The 17,518-nt window shown below is 72.9% G+C and carries 18 protein-coding genes and 1 riboswitch; of the genes, 11 read left to right on the forward strand and 7 right to left on the reverse strand.

The genetic code is table 11. The features are described 5' to 3' along the window. Positions 1-32: 32 nt before the first annotated feature. The 3 genes from ACFYXS_RS18490 to ACFYXS_RS18500 all read left to right on the forward strand — a co-directional run bounded on the left by ACFYXS_RS18490 (position 33) and on the right by ACFYXS_RS18500 (position 3,327). Positions 33-629 (forward strand): DUF6230 family protein, encoded by a 597-nt coding sequence (locus ACFYXS_RS18490; RefSeq protein ID WP_389249272.1) that lies wholly within the window; start codon positions 33-35, stop codon positions 627-629. Between the two features lie 86 nt (positions 630-715). After that, complete coding sequence (locus ACFYXS_RS18495) at positions 716-1,336, forward strand: DUF6230 family protein (protein WP_389249274.1); 621 nt, start codon at positions 716-718, stop codon at positions 1,334-1,336. Positions 1,337-1,350: 14 nt separating this feature from the next. Next, positions 1,351-3,327: a DUF6114 domain-containing protein gene (locus ACFYXS_RS18500; RefSeq protein WP_389249276.1), complete on the forward strand. Its 1,977-nt coding sequence runs from the start codon at positions 1,351-1,353 to the stop codon at positions 3,325-3,327. Between the two features lie 167 nt (positions 3,328-3,494). Here the strand turns inward: ACFYXS_RS18500 and ACFYXS_RS18505 are convergent, their stop codons facing one another. The 3 genes from ACFYXS_RS18505 to ACFYXS_RS18515 all read right to left on the reverse strand — a co-directional run bounded on the left by ACFYXS_RS18505 (position 3,495) and on the right by ACFYXS_RS18515 (position 4,647). Continuing rightward, entirely contained in the window at positions 3,495-3,716 is a 222-nt protein-coding gene (locus tag ACFYXS_RS18505; protein WP_389249278.1) for a DUF2277 domain-containing protein, read from the reverse strand. A gap of 25 nt (positions 3,717-3,741) precedes the next feature. Further along, positions 3,742-4,125, reverse strand: coding sequence for a hypothetical protein (locus ACFYXS_RS18510; protein ID WP_389249280.1), 384 nt, complete (start codon positions 4,123-4,125; stop codon positions 3,742-3,744). 90 nt (positions 4,126-4,215) lie between these two features. Then, complete coding sequence (locus ACFYXS_RS18515) at positions 4,216-4,647, reverse strand: very short patch repair endonuclease (protein ID WP_389249283.1); 432 nt, start codon at positions 4,645-4,647, stop codon at positions 4,216-4,218. 220 nt (positions 4,648-4,867) lie between these two features. On the opposite strand from ACFYXS_RS18515, the gene ACFYXS_RS18520 reads away from it, so the two are divergent. The 3 genes from ACFYXS_RS18520 to ACFYXS_RS18530 all read left to right on the forward strand — a co-directional run bounded on the left by ACFYXS_RS18520 (position 4,868) and on the right by ACFYXS_RS18530 (position 5,985). Beyond that, complete coding sequence (locus ACFYXS_RS18520; RefSeq protein ID WP_389249285.1) at positions 4,868-5,347, forward strand: hypothetical protein; 480 nt, start codon at positions 4,868-4,870, stop codon at positions 5,345-5,347. Between the two features lie 57 nt (positions 5,348-5,404). Further along, positions 5,405-5,608: a hypothetical protein gene (locus tag ACFYXS_RS18525; RefSeq protein ID WP_389249287.1), complete on the forward strand. Its 204-nt coding sequence runs from the start codon at positions 5,405-5,407 to the stop codon at positions 5,606-5,608. Positions 5,609-5,760: 152 nt separating this feature from the next. Further along, a complete protein-coding gene (locus ACFYXS_RS18530; protein ID WP_389249289.1) occupies positions 5,761-5,985 on the forward strand; it encodes a hypothetical protein in 225 nt (74 codons plus the stop codon). A gap of 21 nt (positions 5,986-6,006) precedes the next feature. On the opposite strand, the gene ACFYXS_RS18535 is transcribed toward ACFYXS_RS18530, so the two are convergent. Then, positions 6,007-6,867 (reverse strand): PfkB family carbohydrate kinase, encoded by an 861-nt coding sequence (locus tag ACFYXS_RS18535; RefSeq protein WP_389249291.1) that lies wholly within the window; start codon positions 6,865-6,867, stop codon positions 6,007-6,009. 169 nt (positions 6,868-7,036) lie between these two features. Here ACFYXS_RS18535 and ACFYXS_RS18540 point away from each other — a divergent pair, with 169 nt between their 5' ends. Further along, positions 7,037-7,798: a DUF6227 family protein gene (locus ACFYXS_RS18540; RefSeq protein WP_389249293.1), complete on the forward strand. Its 762-nt coding sequence runs from the start codon at positions 7,037-7,039 to the stop codon at positions 7,796-7,798. A gap of 144 nt (positions 7,799-7,942) precedes the next feature. After that, positions 7,943-8,224: a hypothetical protein gene (locus ACFYXS_RS18545; RefSeq protein WP_389249295.1), complete on the forward strand. Its 282-nt coding sequence runs from the start codon at positions 7,943-7,945 to the stop codon at positions 8,222-8,224. Positions 8,225-8,313: 89 nt separating this feature from the next. On the opposite strand, the gene ACFYXS_RS18550 is transcribed toward ACFYXS_RS18545, so the two are convergent. Further along, positions 8,314-9,609 (reverse strand): M23 family metallopeptidase, encoded by a 1,296-nt coding sequence (locus ACFYXS_RS18550; protein ID WP_389249297.1) that lies wholly within the window; start codon positions 9,607-9,609, stop codon positions 8,314-8,316. An 11-nt stretch (positions 9,610-9,620) separates the two neighbouring features. Continuing rightward, positions 9,621-9,759: riboswitch (cyclic di-AMP (ydaO/yuaA leader) on the reverse strand. 779 nt (positions 9,760-10,538) lie between these two features. On the opposite strand from ACFYXS_RS18550, the gene ACFYXS_RS18555 reads away from it, so the two are divergent. From ACFYXS_RS18555 to ACFYXS_RS18565, 3 genes are all read left to right on the forward strand, one after another. Beyond that, positions 10,539-10,709: a hypothetical protein gene (locus ACFYXS_RS18555; RefSeq protein ID WP_389249300.1), complete on the forward strand. Its 171-nt coding sequence runs from the start codon at positions 10,539-10,541 to the stop codon at positions 10,707-10,709. A 35-nt stretch (positions 10,710-10,744) separates the two neighbouring features. Further along, on the forward strand, positions 10,745-11,365 hold the full coding sequence (locus tag ACFYXS_RS18560) for a hypothetical protein (protein ID WP_389249302.1): 621 nt from the start codon (positions 10,745-10,747) through the stop codon (positions 11,363-11,365). 109 nt (positions 11,366-11,474) lie between these two features. Then, complete coding sequence (locus tag ACFYXS_RS18565) at positions 11,475-12,362, forward strand: helix-turn-helix domain-containing protein (RefSeq protein ID WP_389249304.1); 888 nt, start codon at positions 11,475-11,477, stop codon at positions 12,360-12,362. Between the two features lie 96 nt (positions 12,363-12,458). Here the strand turns inward: ACFYXS_RS18565 and ACFYXS_RS18570 are convergent, their stop codons facing one another. Together ACFYXS_RS18570 and ACFYXS_RS18575 are read right to left on the reverse strand one after the other, a co-directional pair. Further along, entirely contained in the window at positions 12,459-14,912 is a 2,454-nt protein-coding gene (locus ACFYXS_RS18570) for an endonuclease/exonuclease/phosphatase family protein (protein ID WP_389249306.1), read from the reverse strand. A 389-nt stretch (positions 14,913-15,301) separates the two neighbouring features. Beyond that, positions 15,302-17,203: a hypothetical protein gene (locus ACFYXS_RS18575; RefSeq protein WP_389249309.1), complete on the reverse strand. Its 1,902-nt coding sequence runs from the start codon at positions 17,201-17,203 to the stop codon at positions 15,302-15,304. Positions 17,204-17,518: the final 315 nt, after the last annotated feature.

Genomic DNA, 17,518 nt, shown 5'->3' on the forward strand with positions numbered 1-17,518 from the left:
ACCGCCCTTCCGGCCGGACCAGCTGGAAACGGATGGCGATCGCCCTCGTCCCGACACTGGCCGTCTCGGCCGCGCTCGTGGCCGGGATAGGCGCCGGCGCGGTACCGGTCTCCCTGGCGATATCGCCGACGACCGCCACGCTGTCGGGCCAGAGCTTCCAGGTGGCCGCGGACTCCCTGGAAGGCACGGGATTCACCCAGTACCTCGCCGTCGACTCCTCCGCCCACGGGGACTTCCCCGGGGCCGTCTCCGCGATCAACTCCGCGGAACTGCACAACCTGTGCCAGTCGGTGGTCAGCTCCCTCCCCGGCATCGGCGAGGTCACCATGCTGATCAAGGCGGGCGGCGGCAGCAAGCCCGTCCACGCCGACCAGCTGATCGTCGACACGGACGCCCTGGAGGGCGACGCGACGTTCCACAACATCCAGATCGGCACGGACGCCGCCCAGTTGCCCGGCGACGGTCGCGCCAAGGGCCCGTCCGGCGCCTTCGCCCAGCAGGCCGACAGCGTCCGCATCGACCACCTGCGGCAGACCACACGTTCGATCAGCGCCGCTACCTTCCAGCTCAACGATCTGCACCTGACCGTGAAGAAGGGCGCGCAGCCCTGTTTCCGAGCCGCGCCCTGACCCGAATGGGCGAGCGCGTACCGCCGTCGGAGTGATTGCCACCGCGCACCGAGCCACCGATCAGACAGTCCGACGGTTGACCAGGCGTGCAGACCTCTGACGCCCGCCCCTCCGGCCGCACCAGCTGGAAGCGGCTCGCCCTCGTCATGGTGCCGACACTCGCCACCGCCGGCGCTCTCGTCGCGACGATGGCCTCCGGCGCGCTGGCCACGTCCTTCGGGGTCTCCGCCACCTCCTTCCCGGTCGCCGGCGAGAGCTTCCAGATCGCCTCCACCCGGCTCGAGGGGGATGGCTTCGTCCAGTTCGGCGTCGTCGACCGGGGCCGCGACGGGCTCTACCCCGAAGCGCTGTCCGGCATCCGTTCGGCCACCCTCCACCACCTGTGCCAGTCCGTCGTCCAGAACGTCCCGCTGCTGGGCCCGGTCACCCTCCGGTTCACCTCCACGCCCGCCCACGCCGACCGCCTCATCGCGAACGCCCACGACCTCCGGGGCGACGCCGTCTTCCAGAACATCAACATCGGCCAGGACGCGGGCACCGTGCGCGGCGTCCCCGGCGTGCAGGGCACCCCCGGCACGTTCGGCGAGCAGGCCTCCTCGGTCGTCATCGGCGACCTCCGCCAGACCACGCGCTCCATCAGCGCGGCCACGTTCAGACTGCCGGACCTGCACCTCACCGTGCGGCGCGGCGACCACTCCTGCTTCTGAGGGGGCCCGCCGCCTTGATCCCACCGAGGAAAATCCGGTCCCGCTTCCGCCACTGGCGCCGGTCCCGGCCCTTCTGGGCCGGTTTCTGGACCCTGCTCGCGGGCCTGGAGATCCTCTCCATCCCGCTCGCGCCGCTGTCCCTCATGATCCACGAGGGCATCGCGGGCGTCTCCGGCCTGCTCATGGGCGTCTTCCTGGTCGTCCTCGGCCTGACGATGTGGTTCGCGCCGCACTACCGGACGTTCGCCGGCATCGCCACCCTGATCTTCTCCGTCGCCTCCCTGGTGCTGTCCAACTTCGGCGGCTTCCTGATCGGCTTCCTGCTCGGGGTGGCGGGCGGCGCGATGGCCGTCAGCTGGGTGCCGTACGGCGACGGGAACGGCCGCTGGGGCCGCGGACGGCCGGTGCCGGACTGGGGCGGCGGGGGCGGTGCGGGCCCGGCGCGCGATCCGGAGGCGCCGGGCGAGCCGGATGCCCCGGAGGGGCCGGGCGCACCAGGGGGTGACGTGCCGGAGCCGCCGCCCGCCGCGCCCCCCGCCGGGCCGCAGCCGGGGACCAGCCGCAGCCTGCGGGCCGGCACCGTCACGCGGTTGCGGGCCCTGAGCGTCATCCCGGTGGGCGGCGCGCTGCTCGCCGGAGGGCTGCAGCCGATGGCGGCGCCCGCGGCGCACGACCACCACGCGGCCGACGGGCCACCGTCCGGCACGTCGGGTGCCTCCGGCGCGGAGGCGAACCGGCGCGCGCGCGAGGCGATCTGCGGCGTCCTGGACGGGCTCTACCAGGCACGCCACCCCACCGTGCACGGCACCGGCACGGCCAAGGAGGCGCGGGCGGGCCTGCATCTCGGCATCGGGCTGGAGGCGCCGGTGCCGGTGCACGGGAAGCTGGACATCGGCCCGCCGGCGCCGAGGCGGGCCCCGCACCTCCCGCATGCCCCGGCCGCCCCGCTGGTCCCCGTGCCGCCGCAGCGCCGGGCGGCACCGGCGCCCTCGTTGACGCCGTCGCCCTCCCCGTCGTCGTCATCCGGGGGCGGCGGCCTGCTCGGGGCGGTGTCCGACCTGCTCGGGCTGCGCCACTCGGCGCCGTCCGCGCCGCCCGCGCCGCGCGCGGAGGGGATCCCCCGGCGCGCGGCGCCGCAGCGCGGACGGGAGGCTCGCGGCGGCGACCCGGGGAAGAGGAGGCCGCAGCCGCCGCACGTCCCGACCGGCATCCTGTCCGGCAACAAGATCACCCCGGACAGCCTGCTGGATCTGATCGTGCCCCGGCTGCCCTCCGACCGCGGCATGGACGCGCCGTTGTCGCTGCTGCCACCACGCATCCGGATCGGCGGCAGCACGCCGGACTCGCCCTGGTGCCTCCCGCAGGTCTCGCTGGAACTGTCCATCGGCGCCGGGCGCTACCGCCCGGCCGGCCTCGCCGCGGAGCAGCCGTTCCGGGTCCTGACCCCGCTGCTGGTGCTGACCGGGCTGACGTACCAGGGCATCACGGGCGTCCCCACGCGGCACGGCCCCGAGCGCGTCCTGGTCTTCACCGCCTGGCGGGTCGACATCGCGAACCTGCGCCAGACCGCCGGCCTGCTCTCACCGGCCTGCGCCCGCGGCCGCGCCGAGAACTGGACGCCGCCGTTCCACGGGCTGCCCGGCCTCGCCCTGCCGCTACTGGACATCGGCCTGCCCGGGATCGGCCACGTATCGCCCGAACCCGCGCCCTGGGCGCCCTGCCAGGGCGAACTGGAGACCGACGGCCGCCCCTGGAGCACCACGACGGCCACCGGCCGCCCGGTCGTCCTGCTGACCCGGGTGCTGAGCGGCAACCTCCTCGGGCTGCTGCCCGTCACCTTCACCCCGGACACGCCGCCCCCGCTGCCGCCCGGGCTGACGATCCCGATCCCGCTGTTCTTCACGCAGGTCGTGACCTACAACCAGCTCCTGCGGGCGAACCTGCTCACCATCCCGGGCCTGCACCAGTACGTGTCACTCCCCGGCCGCTGACTGGCAGACGACCGCGCTCGCCAGCAGGAGGGCGGTGAGCGCGGTGACGACGAGGGCCTTGCGGACAACGGACATGGCGTACCCCAGTGGAGCGTTGGACGGACAGACAGATGCAAGCAGGCGACAACCTACCGAAATCGCCCACCCGCCCTGAGTGACACGCCCCGCTACGCCGGCGTCTGCTGCCCCCGCACCTCGATCCCGGAGAGCAACTCCCGCGTGGCCGCGGCCACCGCGTCCACGGCCTCCTCGAAGACCTCCCGGTTGTGCGCCGCCGGCGCCCGGAACCCGGAGATCTTCCGCACGTACTGCAGGGCGGCCGCCCTGATGTCCTCTTCACTGACGTCGGCCGTCATCGGCGGACGCAGCGTCTTGATGCTTCGGCACATACGACCAGTGTGCCCGGCCCCACTGTCACGCCCACCCCGCCCGCGGCCGCCGGCCCCACCACCAGCCGCCCCCGCCGCCCGGAGCGTCGTCGTCCTCCACCGTCAGCTCCATGTACCGGCCGTCGACCTCCCCCAGCGCCTCCCCGTACACCTCCGCCACCGGCCCCGGCAGCTTCCGCGCCAACCCGGCCACCCCGTCCCGGCACACCAGCTCCGGCCGCCCCGTCACCCGCCCCGCCCCCAGCCCCCGCACCACCCGCTCCCACGCCTCCAAATGCATGCGCGCCTCCCACAGCACGCTCCCCTCCACCTCCCACAACGCCTCGTCCCCCACCCCGTACGGCGCCCGCCGCAACGCGTCCAGCGCCTGCTCGAAGCCATCGGTGACCGGGGTCTCGCTCGCACTCATGCGCCCATGCTGCGCCAATGGGTCGCGCCGCGCCCGCCGCGAAGGGGTCGTTCGGGCCACGAGTCCACTGCTCGGTCCCGGCACGTCATATCAGGACGTAATTCGGGACGCCCGCTCGGCCGCCACCGCGTCGGCGACTCGATGTGCGACGTCTTCGGGCGGTTCGTGCTCCCAGAACCTCAGGACCGTCCACCCTGCCGCGCTCATGTGGGCCGTGGTCTCGTGGTCACGTGCCATGTTCTTGTCTAGCTTCGCGCGCCACCATTCGGCGTTCGAGCGCGGGCTCGTGGCGTGCTGCGGGCAGCCGTGCCAGAAGCATCCGTCGAGGAACACCGCGATCTTCAGCTTGCCGAAAGCGATGTCGACGCTCCTGCGCGGCATGCCCGGCACGGGGACGTGCACCCGGTAGCGCAGACCACTGCCGTGCAGTATCCGGCGAACGGCCAGTTCCTGAGCCGTGTCACGAGAGCTCTGCCGGCTCATGCGCGCCGCGACGGCCGGTGAGGATGCTATCGGGGGCATGGGACCAGTATGGCCGCGTCGCCCGGCCCCGGCGGCGTTGCCAGGCCGATGTGCCCAGCGGCAATTCGTCGCCTGATCTTGTTGCAGAACTGCCGCTTGAAGGTTCCTGCACCACTCCCCGGAGCGACCTTGTGTCACCGCCGTGCAACACGGCGTACCCCGTGATCCACTCCTCCCGTTTCCGGTGCATCCGCAGTTCAAGAGCATCGGAGGAGTCCCCATGGAGCGAGCGAACGTTGCAGCGCGGTACGTCGCGCTGGTGATCACCAGCGCGACCGCCCTGTTCATTTCGTCGACTTCACCTGCGTCGGCCTCAGCCATTGGCTACGGAAAAGTCGCGGGCTACTGCTTCGACATGAAGGGAACCCAGGTCTGCGTCCCGGCCACTACCATCGGGCACTTCATCCAGGGTTCGAGCCGCACCATCACACGCCAGGAGGCGTCCATTCAGGACACTCTCGGCGCAGACACGGCCGGCGGCCGGTGGTGCAACTGGCGGATCGACTGGCGCTACTCCGACACAGATGGCCGCACATATCTCACGAGTCGGGGGCCTGAGCACCCGAAGTGCGCGTACATGAGCTCCCTGGGCCGCATCGACACGACGCGACGGACGTTGAAGCACTACGGAAAAGCCTGCGCCGACTTCATCGCGGGAGGGACCAGGCGCGGGACGCAGTGCCACAACATCATCGACTAGCAGGTCGGGAGCAGCACAATGGGCAATGGTTTTCAGAGCGCACTAGGCAGCAGGTTGGTGCGCTGGTTCCTGGCCGTGACCCTGAGTTTCGTCGTCGTCGCGATCTTCGTACCGCTGTGCCTGGCGTTGCTCCCAGGCGGTGTGCAGGACTCGCTCTCGGACGCCACTGTCGGATGGATCGTCCTGATCGTAGGCGTAGCGCTCAGCGCGATCGTCCTGTGGTGGACCTCGTCCCGCGACAGTGCTCAGGAACGCAATTAGGCCCGGGGCTACCTCATTCATCCCCACCCCACAAGCAACACCCGTGAATTGACGGCGCCGTGAGCCCGTGTCGGGGACTGTGGGCGGGCGTTGAAGCACTGACGGGAAAGTCCCGGTGCCTGAGCAAGGTCACGGAGCAAGGCGGAATCCCCATGAGCGACAAGTCGTCGAGTACACGGCAGGGACGGTTGGTGCGGTGGCTGCTGGCGGCGGGGGGCAGCTACCTGTGCGCGATGTTCGTCGTGCTGGGCGGGCTGTCGCTGCTGCCGAAGCACACGCAGACGTCGCTGTCGGAGACCGCCGTGGGGTGGGCGGTCCTTGGGGTGGCGACGGCGATCTTCGTGGGGTTCGCGGGGCGGCGCAGCGGGAGGTCGTGAGGGAGGCGGGCCACCCGCGCCTCACGTTCGCATCCATGCGCGCGTGCCGAAGGAGGCGCAGGAGCGGGAGGCGGTGGTGGCCGCGGAGCGAAGGGTGGTGGTGAGGAGGGCGGGGGTGAGGCGGGTGCGGACGTGGGTGAGGAGGGCGTGGGCGAGGGCGCCGTGGAAGATGTCGCCGGCGCCGAGGGTGTCGGCGACGGCGGTGGGGGCGGGGACGGGGACTTCGCCGCCGGCCCACAGGACGGGGAGGGGACCGCGGGTGACGATCGGCCAGGGGACGCCGGCGCCGCGGAGGAAGGCGAGGACGTCGGCGGGGGACGACGTGCCCGGGGGGCGGAAGTCGGCGGAGCAGACGGCGAGGTCGGTGTAGGGGAGCAGGGGTGCCGTGCCCGGGCGCCAGCTGCCGGCGTCGAGCAGGGTGGGGATGCCCGCGGCGCGGGCGTGGCGGACCGCCGGGAGGGCCAGCGCCGGGTGGTGGGCGTCGACCAGGACGAGGTCGGCGGAGGCGACGATCGCTTCGAGGTCGTCCGGCGGCGTCGGCTGGGCCGATGCCGGGGAGGCCACGGCCCGGTCGCCGGTGGACTCGGTGACCAGGATCGTGGAGACGGCCGGCGGCTCCGGGGAGTCCGCGGTGAGGTTGAGGACGGCGACGCCGAGCGCCGCGAGGTCCTCGTCGATCGCCGTGGACAGCGGATGGCCGCCGAAGGCGGTGAGCAGGACGGCCTCGCCCCCGAGGTGGGCGAAGGTCGCCGCGGCGTTGGTGGCGGGCCCGCCGGCCGCGATGAGCTGGGACGAGGCGGTCAGCTTCTCGTTGGGGGCGGGGACGCGGTCGACCCGCGTGATGACGTCAAGTGTGCAGAGGCCTACGAAGAGCGCGCGCATGGGCGCATAGTGGCATCGGGGGGTACGCCACGGGGGCCATCCCGTTTACGCGCCTCCTACGGGTAGGGGTGCACCATTTTTCCCGTACCCCCGACGCGGAGTGCTCACGGACCACTACGCTGTGTGCTCAGCAATGGTGCGCGGGGAATGCCGTAAGCAGGAGGACCGCATGGGGAACGCGCGACCAGGTGGGGCAGGTCCGGCGGACGTCGAGGTGGTGCTGGCCCGGGCGCAGAACGCGTTCGAGATCGACGACGTCGTGCTGGGGCGGCTGGAGACCGCGCTGATGGGCTGCACGGAGCTGGCGTCCTTCCGCCAGCGCAAAGGGCCGCCACGGCGGTTGAGCCGGCGCACGCTGCGCCACACGTTCCTGCTCGCGGACGGCGGCACCCAGGTGCTGTGGGAGATCGAGCACAACACCGGCCCCGGCGAGGACCCGCTGTACGAGGTGTACGCCGACCCCGAGGTGCTGCTCGCCGCGCAGCATGTGATCGACCTGCGTTTCGGCGAGCCCGCGCCGCAGGAGCTGGAGGCGGAGGCCGCGGAGTGGCTGGCCCGGCTGCCGCGGGTCGGTGCGGAGCCGCTGCCCGGTCCGAGGCAGTACATGCGGGAGGACTCCGCGGAGCACGCCTGGCGGCTGCTGCGGCGTGCCGAGAACCGGGACGCGCCCGGTGACGACCTGCGGGTCCGGCTGGGCTCGGCGGTCGGTCACGACATCGCGTACGTCACCGGCCGGCACACCCGTATCGGGACCGGCCGCGTGGTGGGCTGGACGCTGTACGAGCACGCGTTCCTGCTCGCGAGCGGCGAGGAGCTCAGCCTGTGGGAGGTCGAGCACACCATGACGCCCGACGGGCGGCCGGTGTGCGAGGTCTACGCGGACGAGACGGTGGCCTGCGACGCGGCGGACGTACGGATGGAAGCGCTCTAGCGCCTTTCCCGGCCATGGCGCCGCCGCGCGTCCCCGGGGCGCGCGGCCTTCTCCCGTTGCGGCCTTCTCCCGTTGCGGCCGTCTCCCGTTGCGGGCGCTCCGCAGCCGGGGGAAATTGGGCGTAGAGGGAAACGGGAGGTTCCCATGACGGTCCTGGCGGAGGTCGAGTTCCCGGGCGTGACGGCCCTGCAGTACGAGGAGGCCAATCACCGCGCCGGATTCGGCCCCGACCATCCCCCCGCCGGATTGCTGGCCCATGCCGCCGTGATCACCAACGACGGTCTGCGGATCGTGAACGTGTGGAACTCGGCGGAGGCGCTGGAGGCCTACCTGGTGATCATGATGCCCGCCGCCAAGGAGTCCGGGTTCCCGGAGCCGAGCGGGCCGCCGCGGGTCTCGGAGCTCTACAACTTCCTCGTCCCGTAGGTCACCGGCGCGGAAACGACGGACCGGCGGCCTGGTGTCGGGGGTGTCACCAGGCCGCCGGGGTCCGTACGCAGAGCGTCAGCTCAGGATCACGGGGTCATGCCCATGCTGCGCAGCCACGGCATCGGGTCGATCGGGTCGCCGCCGCCGGGGCGGACCTCGATGTGCAAGTGCGGACCGGTGACGTTGCCGGTCGCGCCGACGCGGGCGATGGTGTCGCCGGTGGAGACCTTGCCCGAGGTGATGAGCATCGAGGAGAGGTGGCAGTACCAGAGCTCGGTGCCGTCGTCGAGGGTCAGGATGATGCGGTAGCCGTACGAACCCGCCCAGCCGGCCGAGGTGATGGTGCCGCTGTGGATGGCCTTGGCCGGGGTGCCGGTCGGGGCGGCGAAGTCCTGGCCGGTGTGGGTGTTGGCCCACAGGGAGCTGGACTGCCCGAAGCTCGCGGTGAGGGTGTACGAGGTCAGCGGCAGGGTGTAGCTCTTGGCGAGCTCTGCCAGCCGCGCGGCCTCGGCCTTCTTCGCGGCCTCCTGGGCGGCCTTCCTCTTGGCCGCGGCCTCCTCGCGCACCTGCTGCGCGGCGGCGGCCTTGGCCGCCTTGGCGGCGGCCTGCTGCTGCGCGGCGGACCGCGCGGCCGCGTCGGCGGCGTTCCGCTGCTGCTGGGCCTGGTCGAGGATCCGGGTGCGCAGCGCCTCGCCGGCGCCCGGGGTCAGGGCCTGGGCGACGGGCTTGGCGGTGGGCTGGCTGTCCAGCAGAGAGCCGAGCCCGGGCACCTTGGCCACCTCGGGCAGGTTGGGGAGGGAGACCGGGAGCGGGTTCTTGCCCTCGGCGGTCGCGACACCGCCGACGCCGAGCACCGCCACGGCCGCGACGCCGAAGACCGCCGAACCGCGGCCCAGGGTGCGCTGCTTGGCGACCCGGTGCCGGCCGCGGACGGGGGCGGTGGACTCCTCGGTGGGGTTCCACGGCTCGGCGGCCGGCTCGGGCTCGCCGAACGGGGAGAAGGCCTGCGTGGTGTACGCGTCGCGGGTGTCCGCGTCCGGGGCGGGGCCGGCCTCGGGGGCGTCGTACGCCTCGTCGACGAAGGCGGCGGCCTCGACCGCGCTGCGCGGCTCGGGCACGGGTGCGACCGGCTGGAAGGGGGCGACCGGTTCGGCGACGGGGGCGGGGGCCGCGGCGAGTGCTTCCTCGACCCAGCCGGCGGCGAAGTTCCACTCCGCGGTGTCCCAGCCGTCTATCGCGTTCTTCGTCGGCGGAGTCTGCTCGGCGGCCGGGGGATTCCAGCCGGCGGCCATGTTCCACTCGGCGGTGTCCCACTCGGGGTTGTGGTACCCGGTCCCTTGTTGCTGTTGTCCGGGTATCAGGGCAGGCTCGTTCGACGCCACGCGGGCGCACTCCTTTCCTTCCTTCTCGCCTACCGGGTTAGCTGACGGGTTCGGAGCAGGAAGGTCTCCTACGAGGACCGTGAAGGCCCCCGATTCACCCCAGGAAGTGGTTCCCCGGTTCCCGCGGACGGGATTCGGCAAGCGCACGGCGCCGCCCTGGCGGGCGACGGGTGACCGCGCTGCGTTATCGAACGTTAATAGAGGCGGCACCCAATTCCAAGCCGCTTCGGCGAGTTCGCACTGGGAATCTATGGGGATGGAACGGGCATTTATCCACATTCCGCTGTGACTGCCGTGACCAACGGGAGATGTGAGTGTGCATCAGTCGTTATGCGGAAGGGAGTGCTCTGCTCACGAGGAGTGAGGGTCACCCCGGACCCCGATCGCCCAACGACCCTTTCCTGCGGGCCCCGAGACCTCGCGCCGCACCCTCCGCCGCGCCGCGCGTCGGGAGCCTGCGGTGCACTTCACGCCACTGGGCGCGGCTGAAAGCAACGCGGCGGACGGCGGCCGCGGGGGCGGCGCGGAGCGCGGCGCGCGTGCCGGCGGGACGCGGCGGACGGCGACAGCGGGGAGGGCTTCGGCACCGCGGCCCCTCGCGCATCCCCCCGCACCACTCGACGGCGGCGTGAGGATCGTCACCCTTGACACCCCAGGGTGCGGCATGCTCGCCGCGAGGCAGGTAGGGAAACCCATGCGAAGCGGGGCATGTCGGTCCCGGCGGCGGCCCGCATGCTGATGTGTCATCAACCGCGGGGTCGCCGAGGGGCCGTTGCCACGGCCGCCGACCGCCCTGTCGGGGATGGCCTGGGGCGTACGGCCGGAGCCGGCCGGGAGCGGCGGGGAGCCCCCACGCCCCCTATGCGACGGCCGCGAGGGTGCGTCATCATGCCCGAGTACGGCGGATTCGCCCGATCTTGGAGGCTGGCATGAAGCTGGGCAAGGCACTGGCCAAGGGCTACGCGGAGGAGACCGGCGACGAGCCGCCCGGTGTCGCGAAGGAGCTCGACGTCGCGACGGCCGTGACGGCACGGACGGCCTCCGGCACGGACGACACGCCAGCGCGGGAGCCCGAGAGCGCCGAGGCCGCGGTCCGGTGAGGTACGGGCGCCGCTTGCCGGAGGAGCGGCCGGCGGTGCCGCCGACGGGCTGGAAGCTGGCGTTCCCGATGCTCTCCGCGGACGGCACACACGTCGGCTTCCGAGGCGTCTCCCTCGGCGGGCGCATCGTGTACGGCGTCCTGGACGACGCCCGGTGCGGCTACGGCAGGCGGCACGCCAGCCCCGCCCGTGGCTGCGACTGCGGCTTCTACTGTCTGCACACGGCCGCCGAGGCGCAGGCGCTGACCTGCGCCACGGACTGCGGTGACGCGGTGATCCTCCAGGTTGGCGTGCTGGGGGCGTACACCCGGTACGAACGCGGCATGCGCTACGCCCGGCAGCGGGTGCGCACCGTCCGTATGGCGGCCTGCCGCTGCGGCCGCCCGGCGCGGGTCTTCGTGCGCGACGGCACGGGCCTGCCGGGCTGGCGCGCGCTCCAGGCCAACTGCCACGCGTGCGCGGCGGGCCTGTGGGTGCTGACCCCGGCGGAATTCGGCCGTCTCGCGGGCCCCGGCGTCAACGTCACCGGCGAGGCCCCGCACCCCGCCGACAGCGCCCCGCCCCTGCGCCAGCAGCTCGCCGCCGAGGCGGCCGCCCTGCGCGCCCGCCTCGACCACTTCCAGGAACGCCTCCGCCACCTGGAGGACGGCGCCTAGTGCCTCCCGGAGCGCTGCCCCGCCCCGCGTCGCCGGCCCCGCGAGCCCCCGACCTGGGCGGGGACGCGGGGCCGGGCGGAGGTATGACCGGCCGCCCATACTGGAGGACATGGAGCACAACGCCGAGCTCAGGGAGTTCCTGCGGACCCGCAGGGCACGGCTGAGCCCTCAGGACGCGGGGGTGGCGGTCAGCGGCACGGCGCGCAGGGTGCCGGGGCTGCGGCGGGAGGAGCTGGCGCGGCTCGCCGGTGTGAGCACCGACTCGTACACCCGTTTGGAGCAGGGCCGGCACCAGAATGTCTCCGACGCGGTGCTGGACGCCGTGGCCCGGGCCCTGCGGCTGGACGCGGACGAACGGGCGAACCTCTTCGAGCTGGCGAGGCCGCGCCGCGCCGCCCGCCGCCGCCCGCCGCACCGGCCCCAGCGGGTCCGACCCGAGGTGCACCGCGTGCTGGACCTGCTGGACGGCCGCTCCCCGGCCCTCGTGCTGGGCCGCCACGGCGACGTACTGGCCTCCAACCGGCTGGCCCGCGCGCTGATCACCGACTTCGACGCGCTCCCGCACCGGGACCGCAATCTGGCGCGCTTCCTGTTCCTCGACGAGGCCGCGCGTGACCTGTACCGGCAGTGGGCGGCCTACGCCGCCGAACTCGTCGGCGCCCTGCGGGCGCAGGCCGCGCGGTATCCCGACGATCCGGGGCTGACCGAGCTGGTCGGCGAACTGACGATAAAGAGCACGGAGTTCCGCGACTGGTGGGCCGACCAGGGCGTCCGGGAACGGACCCACGGCGTCCAGCACTACCACCACCCGGTCGTCGGCGACCTGACGCTCGCGTACGAGTACGTCGTCTTCCCCGCCGACGCCGACCAGTCCATGTGCCTCCACACCGCCGAGCCCGGCTCCTCCTCCGAGGCCGCGCTGCAGCTGCTCGCCACCTGGACCGGCGACGAGGCGCTCCGCAACGGCGTGCCGCACCACGAGCGCGACCACCGCTGACCCGTCCGCCACGTCCGTCACGTCCGGGCGCGCGGAAGGGGGCGGTGCCCGCCGGCACCGCCCCCTCCTGCGTGATCACACGGCCGTCGGGGACCGTCAGTCGTCGGCCTGGGCGCCGCTCAGACGCATCCGGACGATCTGCGGGTCGTGGTCGCTGGCCTGGTCGGCGAACTCGGCGTTGATGTGCACGACGTCGTAGTCGTAGCGACGCAGGTCCGGGCTGAGCAGGATGTGGTCGAGGGACTGGGAGTTGCCCTCGTACACGTAGGTGTAGCGCTGCTCGGCGGGGAGGGTGGTGAGCAGGTCGGTCAGCACGCCGCCCGAGGTGAGCGTGGACAGGGCGTCGGAGAACTCGTAGTCGTTGAGGTCACCGAGGACCACGACGCGCGCGTTCTTGTCGACGTCCAGCAGCGACTTCACGAACGAGTTGACCTCGGTGGCCTGCTGCTTGCGCTGCGCCTCGGAGGTGCGGTTGGGCTGCTGGTCCTTGCTGTGCAGGGGCTCGTCGCCGCCCTTGGAGTTGAAGTGGTTCGCGACGACGATGACCTGCTTGTCGTTGAACTCGAACTCGCCGACCAGCGGCTTGCGGCTGCTGTTCCACGCCGTGCTGGTCGGGTCGATCCGGCCGGGCGAGACCGAGAGCCGGACGCCCTTCTTGGTCGCGACGGGCGCGACCGAGGTGGAGGCGTCGCCGCCCGGGCGGTCCTTGAAGACCACGCGGTCGGGGTTGAAGAGGAAGACCTGGCGGATGTTGCCGCCGGGCTCGCCGCCGTCGGTGTCGTTCGTCGGGTCGACCGAGCGCCAGTCGTAGCGCGGGCCGCCGGCGGCGACGATCGCGTCGACGAACTTGCGCACGGTCTGGTCGGCCGCGACGGTGCCGTCGTCGACGGCGCCGTTGTTGTCCTGGATCTCCTCCAGCGCCACGATGTCGGGCGAGGAGAGGTTGGTGACGACACCCTCGGCGAGCCGCGCGAACTTGTCGGCCGGGTCGGACGGGTCGAGGTTCTCCACGTTGTACGTGGCGACCGCGAGCTCGGCGTCCTTCTGCTTGCGGGTGACCTCGCGCTTCAGGCCCATGTCGACCCGGGTGCCCAGGGTGGTGGCCTGAAGGTTGTAGCCGCCGAAGTTGTCGTAGTCGATGGGGCCGGTCGTGTCGCCGGTGAACTTGTCGCCGACGTTGGCGGTCGGGACCGGGGCGCCGGTGTTCACCGACATCACCTTGATGCGGCCGGTGTTGGGCTGCGCGTACGAGCCGTACACGGTGCCGCCGCGCTCGGAGGGGTTCTCGTTCGGCTTCAGCGTCACCCACACCTCGCCGAACTCGTTGGTGCCGCCGACGACCCTGCCGCCGGTGAATTGGGCGAGCTCGCCCTCGTGGGCCTCGTAGAAGTCCAGGGCGTAGACGTCGGGCTGCAGCGGCAGGTTCTCGATGCTGCCGCCGGCGGCGTCCGGCCCGTAGGTGTTCGGGATGGTGGTCTGGTCGAGGCGGACCACGGCGGGCAGGGTGTTGCCGCTGGAGAGCACGGTGGCCGTCGGGCCGGTGATCTCGGTGAGCGACTGCGCGCCGGTGCCGGGGTAGTACTCGGAGACCTTGCCGGTCACCAGCACCTTGTCGCCGACCGCGACGGTCGGGTTGGCCGAGCCGGTGTAGACGAAGACGGCCTCGCTGGTGCGCGGGTCGGCGTCGACGTCGGTCCCGGTGGACTGGATCCAGTAGCCCTTGGACCCGGTGGTGCGCACGGCGGTGACGATGCCGGGCACGTTGGTGACGGTCTGGCCCTTGAGCGGGGAGACCCGGGTGGCGCCCTGGATGTCGTGGATGCGGGTGGTGCCGGGCTCCGTGGGGCCGCCGTCGCCGGGGTCGCCCGGGTCGCCGCCGGGGCCGCCGGGGGTCTGGCCCGCGGTGTTGACCGGGCTCGGGGTGCCGGCGGTCAAGTCGGCCGCGTTGTTGTCGGTGTCGGCGAGGGAGGAAGCGCGCGACACGGAGGCGGTGTTGCTCGCGCCGGTGACCGGGCTGCCCTCGCGGACGGTGGCGGTGCCGTAGCCGACCACGTCGACGATGCGCGTGTCGGCGGCGCAGTCCGCGGCGTTGAGGCAGGTCAGCGGGGTGGTGCCGGAGACCAGGGCGATGGTGCCGGTGGTGCCGCTCATCGCGATGTTGCCGCTGGCGTCGGCGGCCGGGAGGGCGGTCGTACCGCCGGTGCCGGCGGCCTCGGAGACCAGGTAGCGGCCGCCGGGGGCGATGGACCCGGTCAGCGGCGTCACGCCCCACTTGGAGGAGGCGGAGGGCGAACCGGGCAGGTACTGCACGCTGTAGCCGGAGAGGTTGTACGCGGCCGTCCCGGCGTTCGCGAGCTCGACGAAGTCGTTCGTCAGCGTCGCGCCCGAGTTGCCGCCACCGCCGTACACCTCGGCGACGACCGCGGAGGCGGACGGGGCCGCGTGGGCGGCGGGCAGTCCGGTCAAGGCGACGGAAGTGGCGATTCCCGTCGATATCAGAGCGAATGCCGCGGTGCGGCTGCGGTTTCGGCTCGGTCTTGCGATCGGCACGAGGTTCTCCTTCAACGGCCGTCGGCCCGTCGGATTCGGGCCAACGTACGGCGGACTGCGTCAAGTTACGCGCGTAGAAAGGGGCACGACAAGTGAGTTCAGGTTAAATCTGGAAGTCGCCCCCCATTTTGATCACGACGCCGAACGCACGTGCGGGCATGCGGACATGGCGCGGTTGTTCGATGCGCGGCGCAACGTTTCCCCTGGGCCCGTACGCCGCGCAGCGCGCTCGGACAGCACCGCCGTCACGTCGCCTTCCCCAGCCCCACCGCCCCGGCGCTCCGGCGCTCCGGCGCTCCGGCCGGAAAACGCCCGTGGGGGCACTTTCCCTCACCGGAAAGTGCCCCCACGGAGCGGCATGCGCCGCCACGCCCTGCCTTGCGGTGCGGTCAGCCCCGCGCTGCGGCGACCGCCGCGCCCAGCGCCTCCTTGATGCGCGGCCCGAGCCGGGCGAACCCGAGCTCCTTCATCGCCGCCCGCAGCAACTCGTCGTCCGTCCGCTTCACGCCGTCCGTGTCGATCCACCGCACGAGCGCGGCCAGTTCCTCCGGCGCGTACGCCGTCACGGCCTTCCCGGCCAGGATCGCCGGCTTCGCCGGCCGCACCGCGCCGGCCTGCTCGTCATGCGCCTCGGGCTCGACCGCCTCGGACTGCTGCGCGCGCTCGGGCTCGGACTCCGGGGCTTCCGCCACCGGCTGCACGGGCTCAGGCTCGGGGACGGATACCGCCTCCGCCTTCGGCTCAGGCTCGGCAGCCGTCTCCGGCTCAACCTCCGCAGGGACCGCAGCCTCCGCCACCGGCTCGGGCTCAACTTCCGCCGGGGCCACGGGCTCCGGCTCAGCAACAACCTCAGGCTCAGGAGCGGAAGCATCCGCCACCGGCTCAGGCTCGGGCTCGACCCCGACCTCGGGCTCGACTTCAGCCGTGACCGCGGGAGCCTCGGCCGCCGGCTCGACCACAACTTCCGCCGCGGCCACGGGCTCCGGCTCAGCAACAACCTCAGGCTCAGGAGCGGAAGCATCCGCCACCGGCTCAGGCTCGGGCTCGACCACGACCTCGGGCTCGACATCAGCCGTGACCGCGGGAGCCTCCGCCACCGGCTCGGGCTCGACCACGACCTCGGGCTCGACATCAGCCGTGACCGCCGGAGCCTCCGCCACCGGCTCGGGCTCCGCAGAGGTCAGGGCCTCCGGCTCGCCCTCGGAGGCCGAAGCGACCGCCTCCGCCTCAGGCTCGACGTCCGCGGGGACCGCAGCCTCGGGTTCGGGCTCCTCCGCGGCCGTGACATCGGGCACGGCCTCCGGCTCCGGCTCCGCCTCGACGCCGGACTCGACGTCCGAAGCGGCCGTGTCGGCCTCGTCGGCATCCGGGTCCGTCGACGACCGGGGTGCGGGGACCGGCGCCGTACCCGTGGCCGCGGTCTCGCCCAGGAGGGCCGCGAGGGCTGCGGAGTCGGTGCGGTGCTCCGTGAGGTCCGCGAGGAGGTCGGTGAGGCCGCCCTCCGTGAGGCGGTCACGCGTGACGCGGAGGGTGGGGAGGCGGAAGAGGGTGCCCTCGTCCGCGGCGAGGCGATCGAGGAGTTCGGTCAGCTCGGCGAAGGGAAGAACCGCGAGGTCGCCCTCCGCCCGCAGAAGTCGGCCCAGTTCGCGCAGGCCCTCGACGGCCGCCTGCGATGCGCGGGCGCCCTCGTCGAGGAAGTCCGCGTCGGCGGGGAGGGCCGGGCGGCCGGGGACCTCGAGCGCTGCCCACTCGGCGCGGTCGGCGGAGGTGGCGGTCAGCGCGGCGTGGAGGGCATCGCGCCGGGCCCGCCCGGCAGCAAGGGCACGGGCCCGCTTGCCGGGGGCGCGGCGGCGCAGCCAGGACAGCTTGAGGCCGCGCTCGCGCCGCCACGCGCCGTTCGCGGTGGCGGCGATCAGCTCGTCGAGGTCGTCGTCGGACAGCCCGTACGCCTCGGGGCTCAGCGTCCGCAGCGTGGACCGCACGCGCAGCAGGAGCGCGACGATCCGCTCGGCCTCCTCCACCGTGCCGGGGGCTTCGAAGTCCGTGCCCTCGCCGATGCGGCTCGCGGCCTTGGTGACCGCGGGCAGGTCACGGACGCGCAGTTCCGTGAGAACCGTGGAGGCGGCGCGGGCCTCCTCGGGGCCGCCGACGGTCTCCGCGGCGGCGTACCAGGCGTGGGTGGCGGCGGTCAGCGTGAAGCCGCCGAGGTCCGCGTACCCGCGCAGGTCGTCCCGGAGTTCGGGGCTGAGGGAAGCGAGGTCGGCGGAGCTGTGCAAGGAGGGTGCGGTCATATGAGGTCCGGTTCCTGGCAAGTGCGATGGGCGTCGGCGGCGCAAGCGTGCCGGGACGAGCCGCGCGGCGGCGCTCGCGGTGGCCCCACGATACGGGCGCGCCGCACTCCGGCGCACACGCCCCATCCGTTACGGAACACCGGACCGCGCCCCGAACCCGCGCCCCGCGGCTCAGCCGTCCGGTTCCAACTGGCCGCGTACAGCGAGCGATCCGTCCCGTACGCCCGACAATGAGCGATCCGTCCCTATACGGTCACGGCCGCGTCACGGAGTTCGTGGTGACATCACCCGTCATACGCCGCTGTGCCACGTTTG

Origin of the sequence: Streptomyces sp. NPDC002574, assembly GCF_042889545.1 — a bacterium.
Lineage (GTDB): Bacteria > Actinomycetota > Actinomycetes > Streptomycetales > Streptomycetaceae > Actinacidiphila.

Excerpts from the sequence above, each read along its gene's own strand:
- ACFYXS_RS18540 (WP_389249293.1), top strand. The coding sequence starts at position 7,037 with ATGGGGAACGCGCGACCAGGTGGGGCAGGTCCGGCGGACGTCGAGGTG.
- ACFYXS_RS18530 (WP_389249289.1), top strand. The coding sequence starts at position 5,761 with ATGAGCGACAAGTCGTCGAGTACACGGCAGGGACGGTTGGTGCGGTGG.
- ACFYXS_RS18510 (WP_389249280.1), bottom strand. The coding sequence starts at position 4,125 with ATGAGTGCGAGCGAGACCCCGGTCACCGATGGCTTCGAGCAGGCGCTG.
- ACFYXS_RS18490 (WP_389249272.1), top strand. The coding sequence starts at position 33 with ATGGCGATCGCCCTCGTCCCGACACTGGCCGTCTCGGCCGCGCTCGTG.
- ACFYXS_RS18545 (WP_389249295.1), top strand. The coding sequence starts at position 7,943 with ATGACGGTCCTGGCGGAGGTCGAGTTCCCGGGCGTGACGGCCCTGCAG.
- ACFYXS_RS18515 (WP_389249283.1), bottom strand. The coding sequence starts at position 4,647 with ATGCCCCCGATAGCATCCTCACCGGCCGTCGCGGCGCGCATGAGCCGG.
- ACFYXS_RS18535 (WP_389249291.1), bottom strand. The coding sequence starts at position 6,867 with ATGCGCGCGCTCTTCGTAGGCCTCTGCACACTTGACGTCATCACGCGG.
- ACFYXS_RS18555 (WP_389249300.1), top strand. The coding sequence starts at position 10,539 with ATGAAGCTGGGCAAGGCACTGGCCAAGGGCTACGCGGAGGAGACCGGC.
- ACFYXS_RS18565 (WP_389249304.1), top strand. The coding sequence starts at position 11,475 with ATGGAGCACAACGCCGAGCTCAGGGAGTTCCTGCGGACCCGCAGGGCA.
- ACFYXS_RS18505 (WP_389249278.1), bottom strand. The coding sequence starts at position 3,716 with ATGTGCCGAAGCATCAAGACGCTGCGTCCGCCGATGACGGCCGACGTC.
- ACFYXS_RS18575 (WP_389249309.1), bottom strand. The coding sequence starts at position 17,203 with ATGACCGCACCCTCCTTGCACAGCTCCGCCGACCTCGCTTCCCTCAGC.
- ACFYXS_RS18520 (WP_389249285.1), top strand. The coding sequence starts at position 4,868 with ATGGAGCGAGCGAACGTTGCAGCGCGGTACGTCGCGCTGGTGATCACC.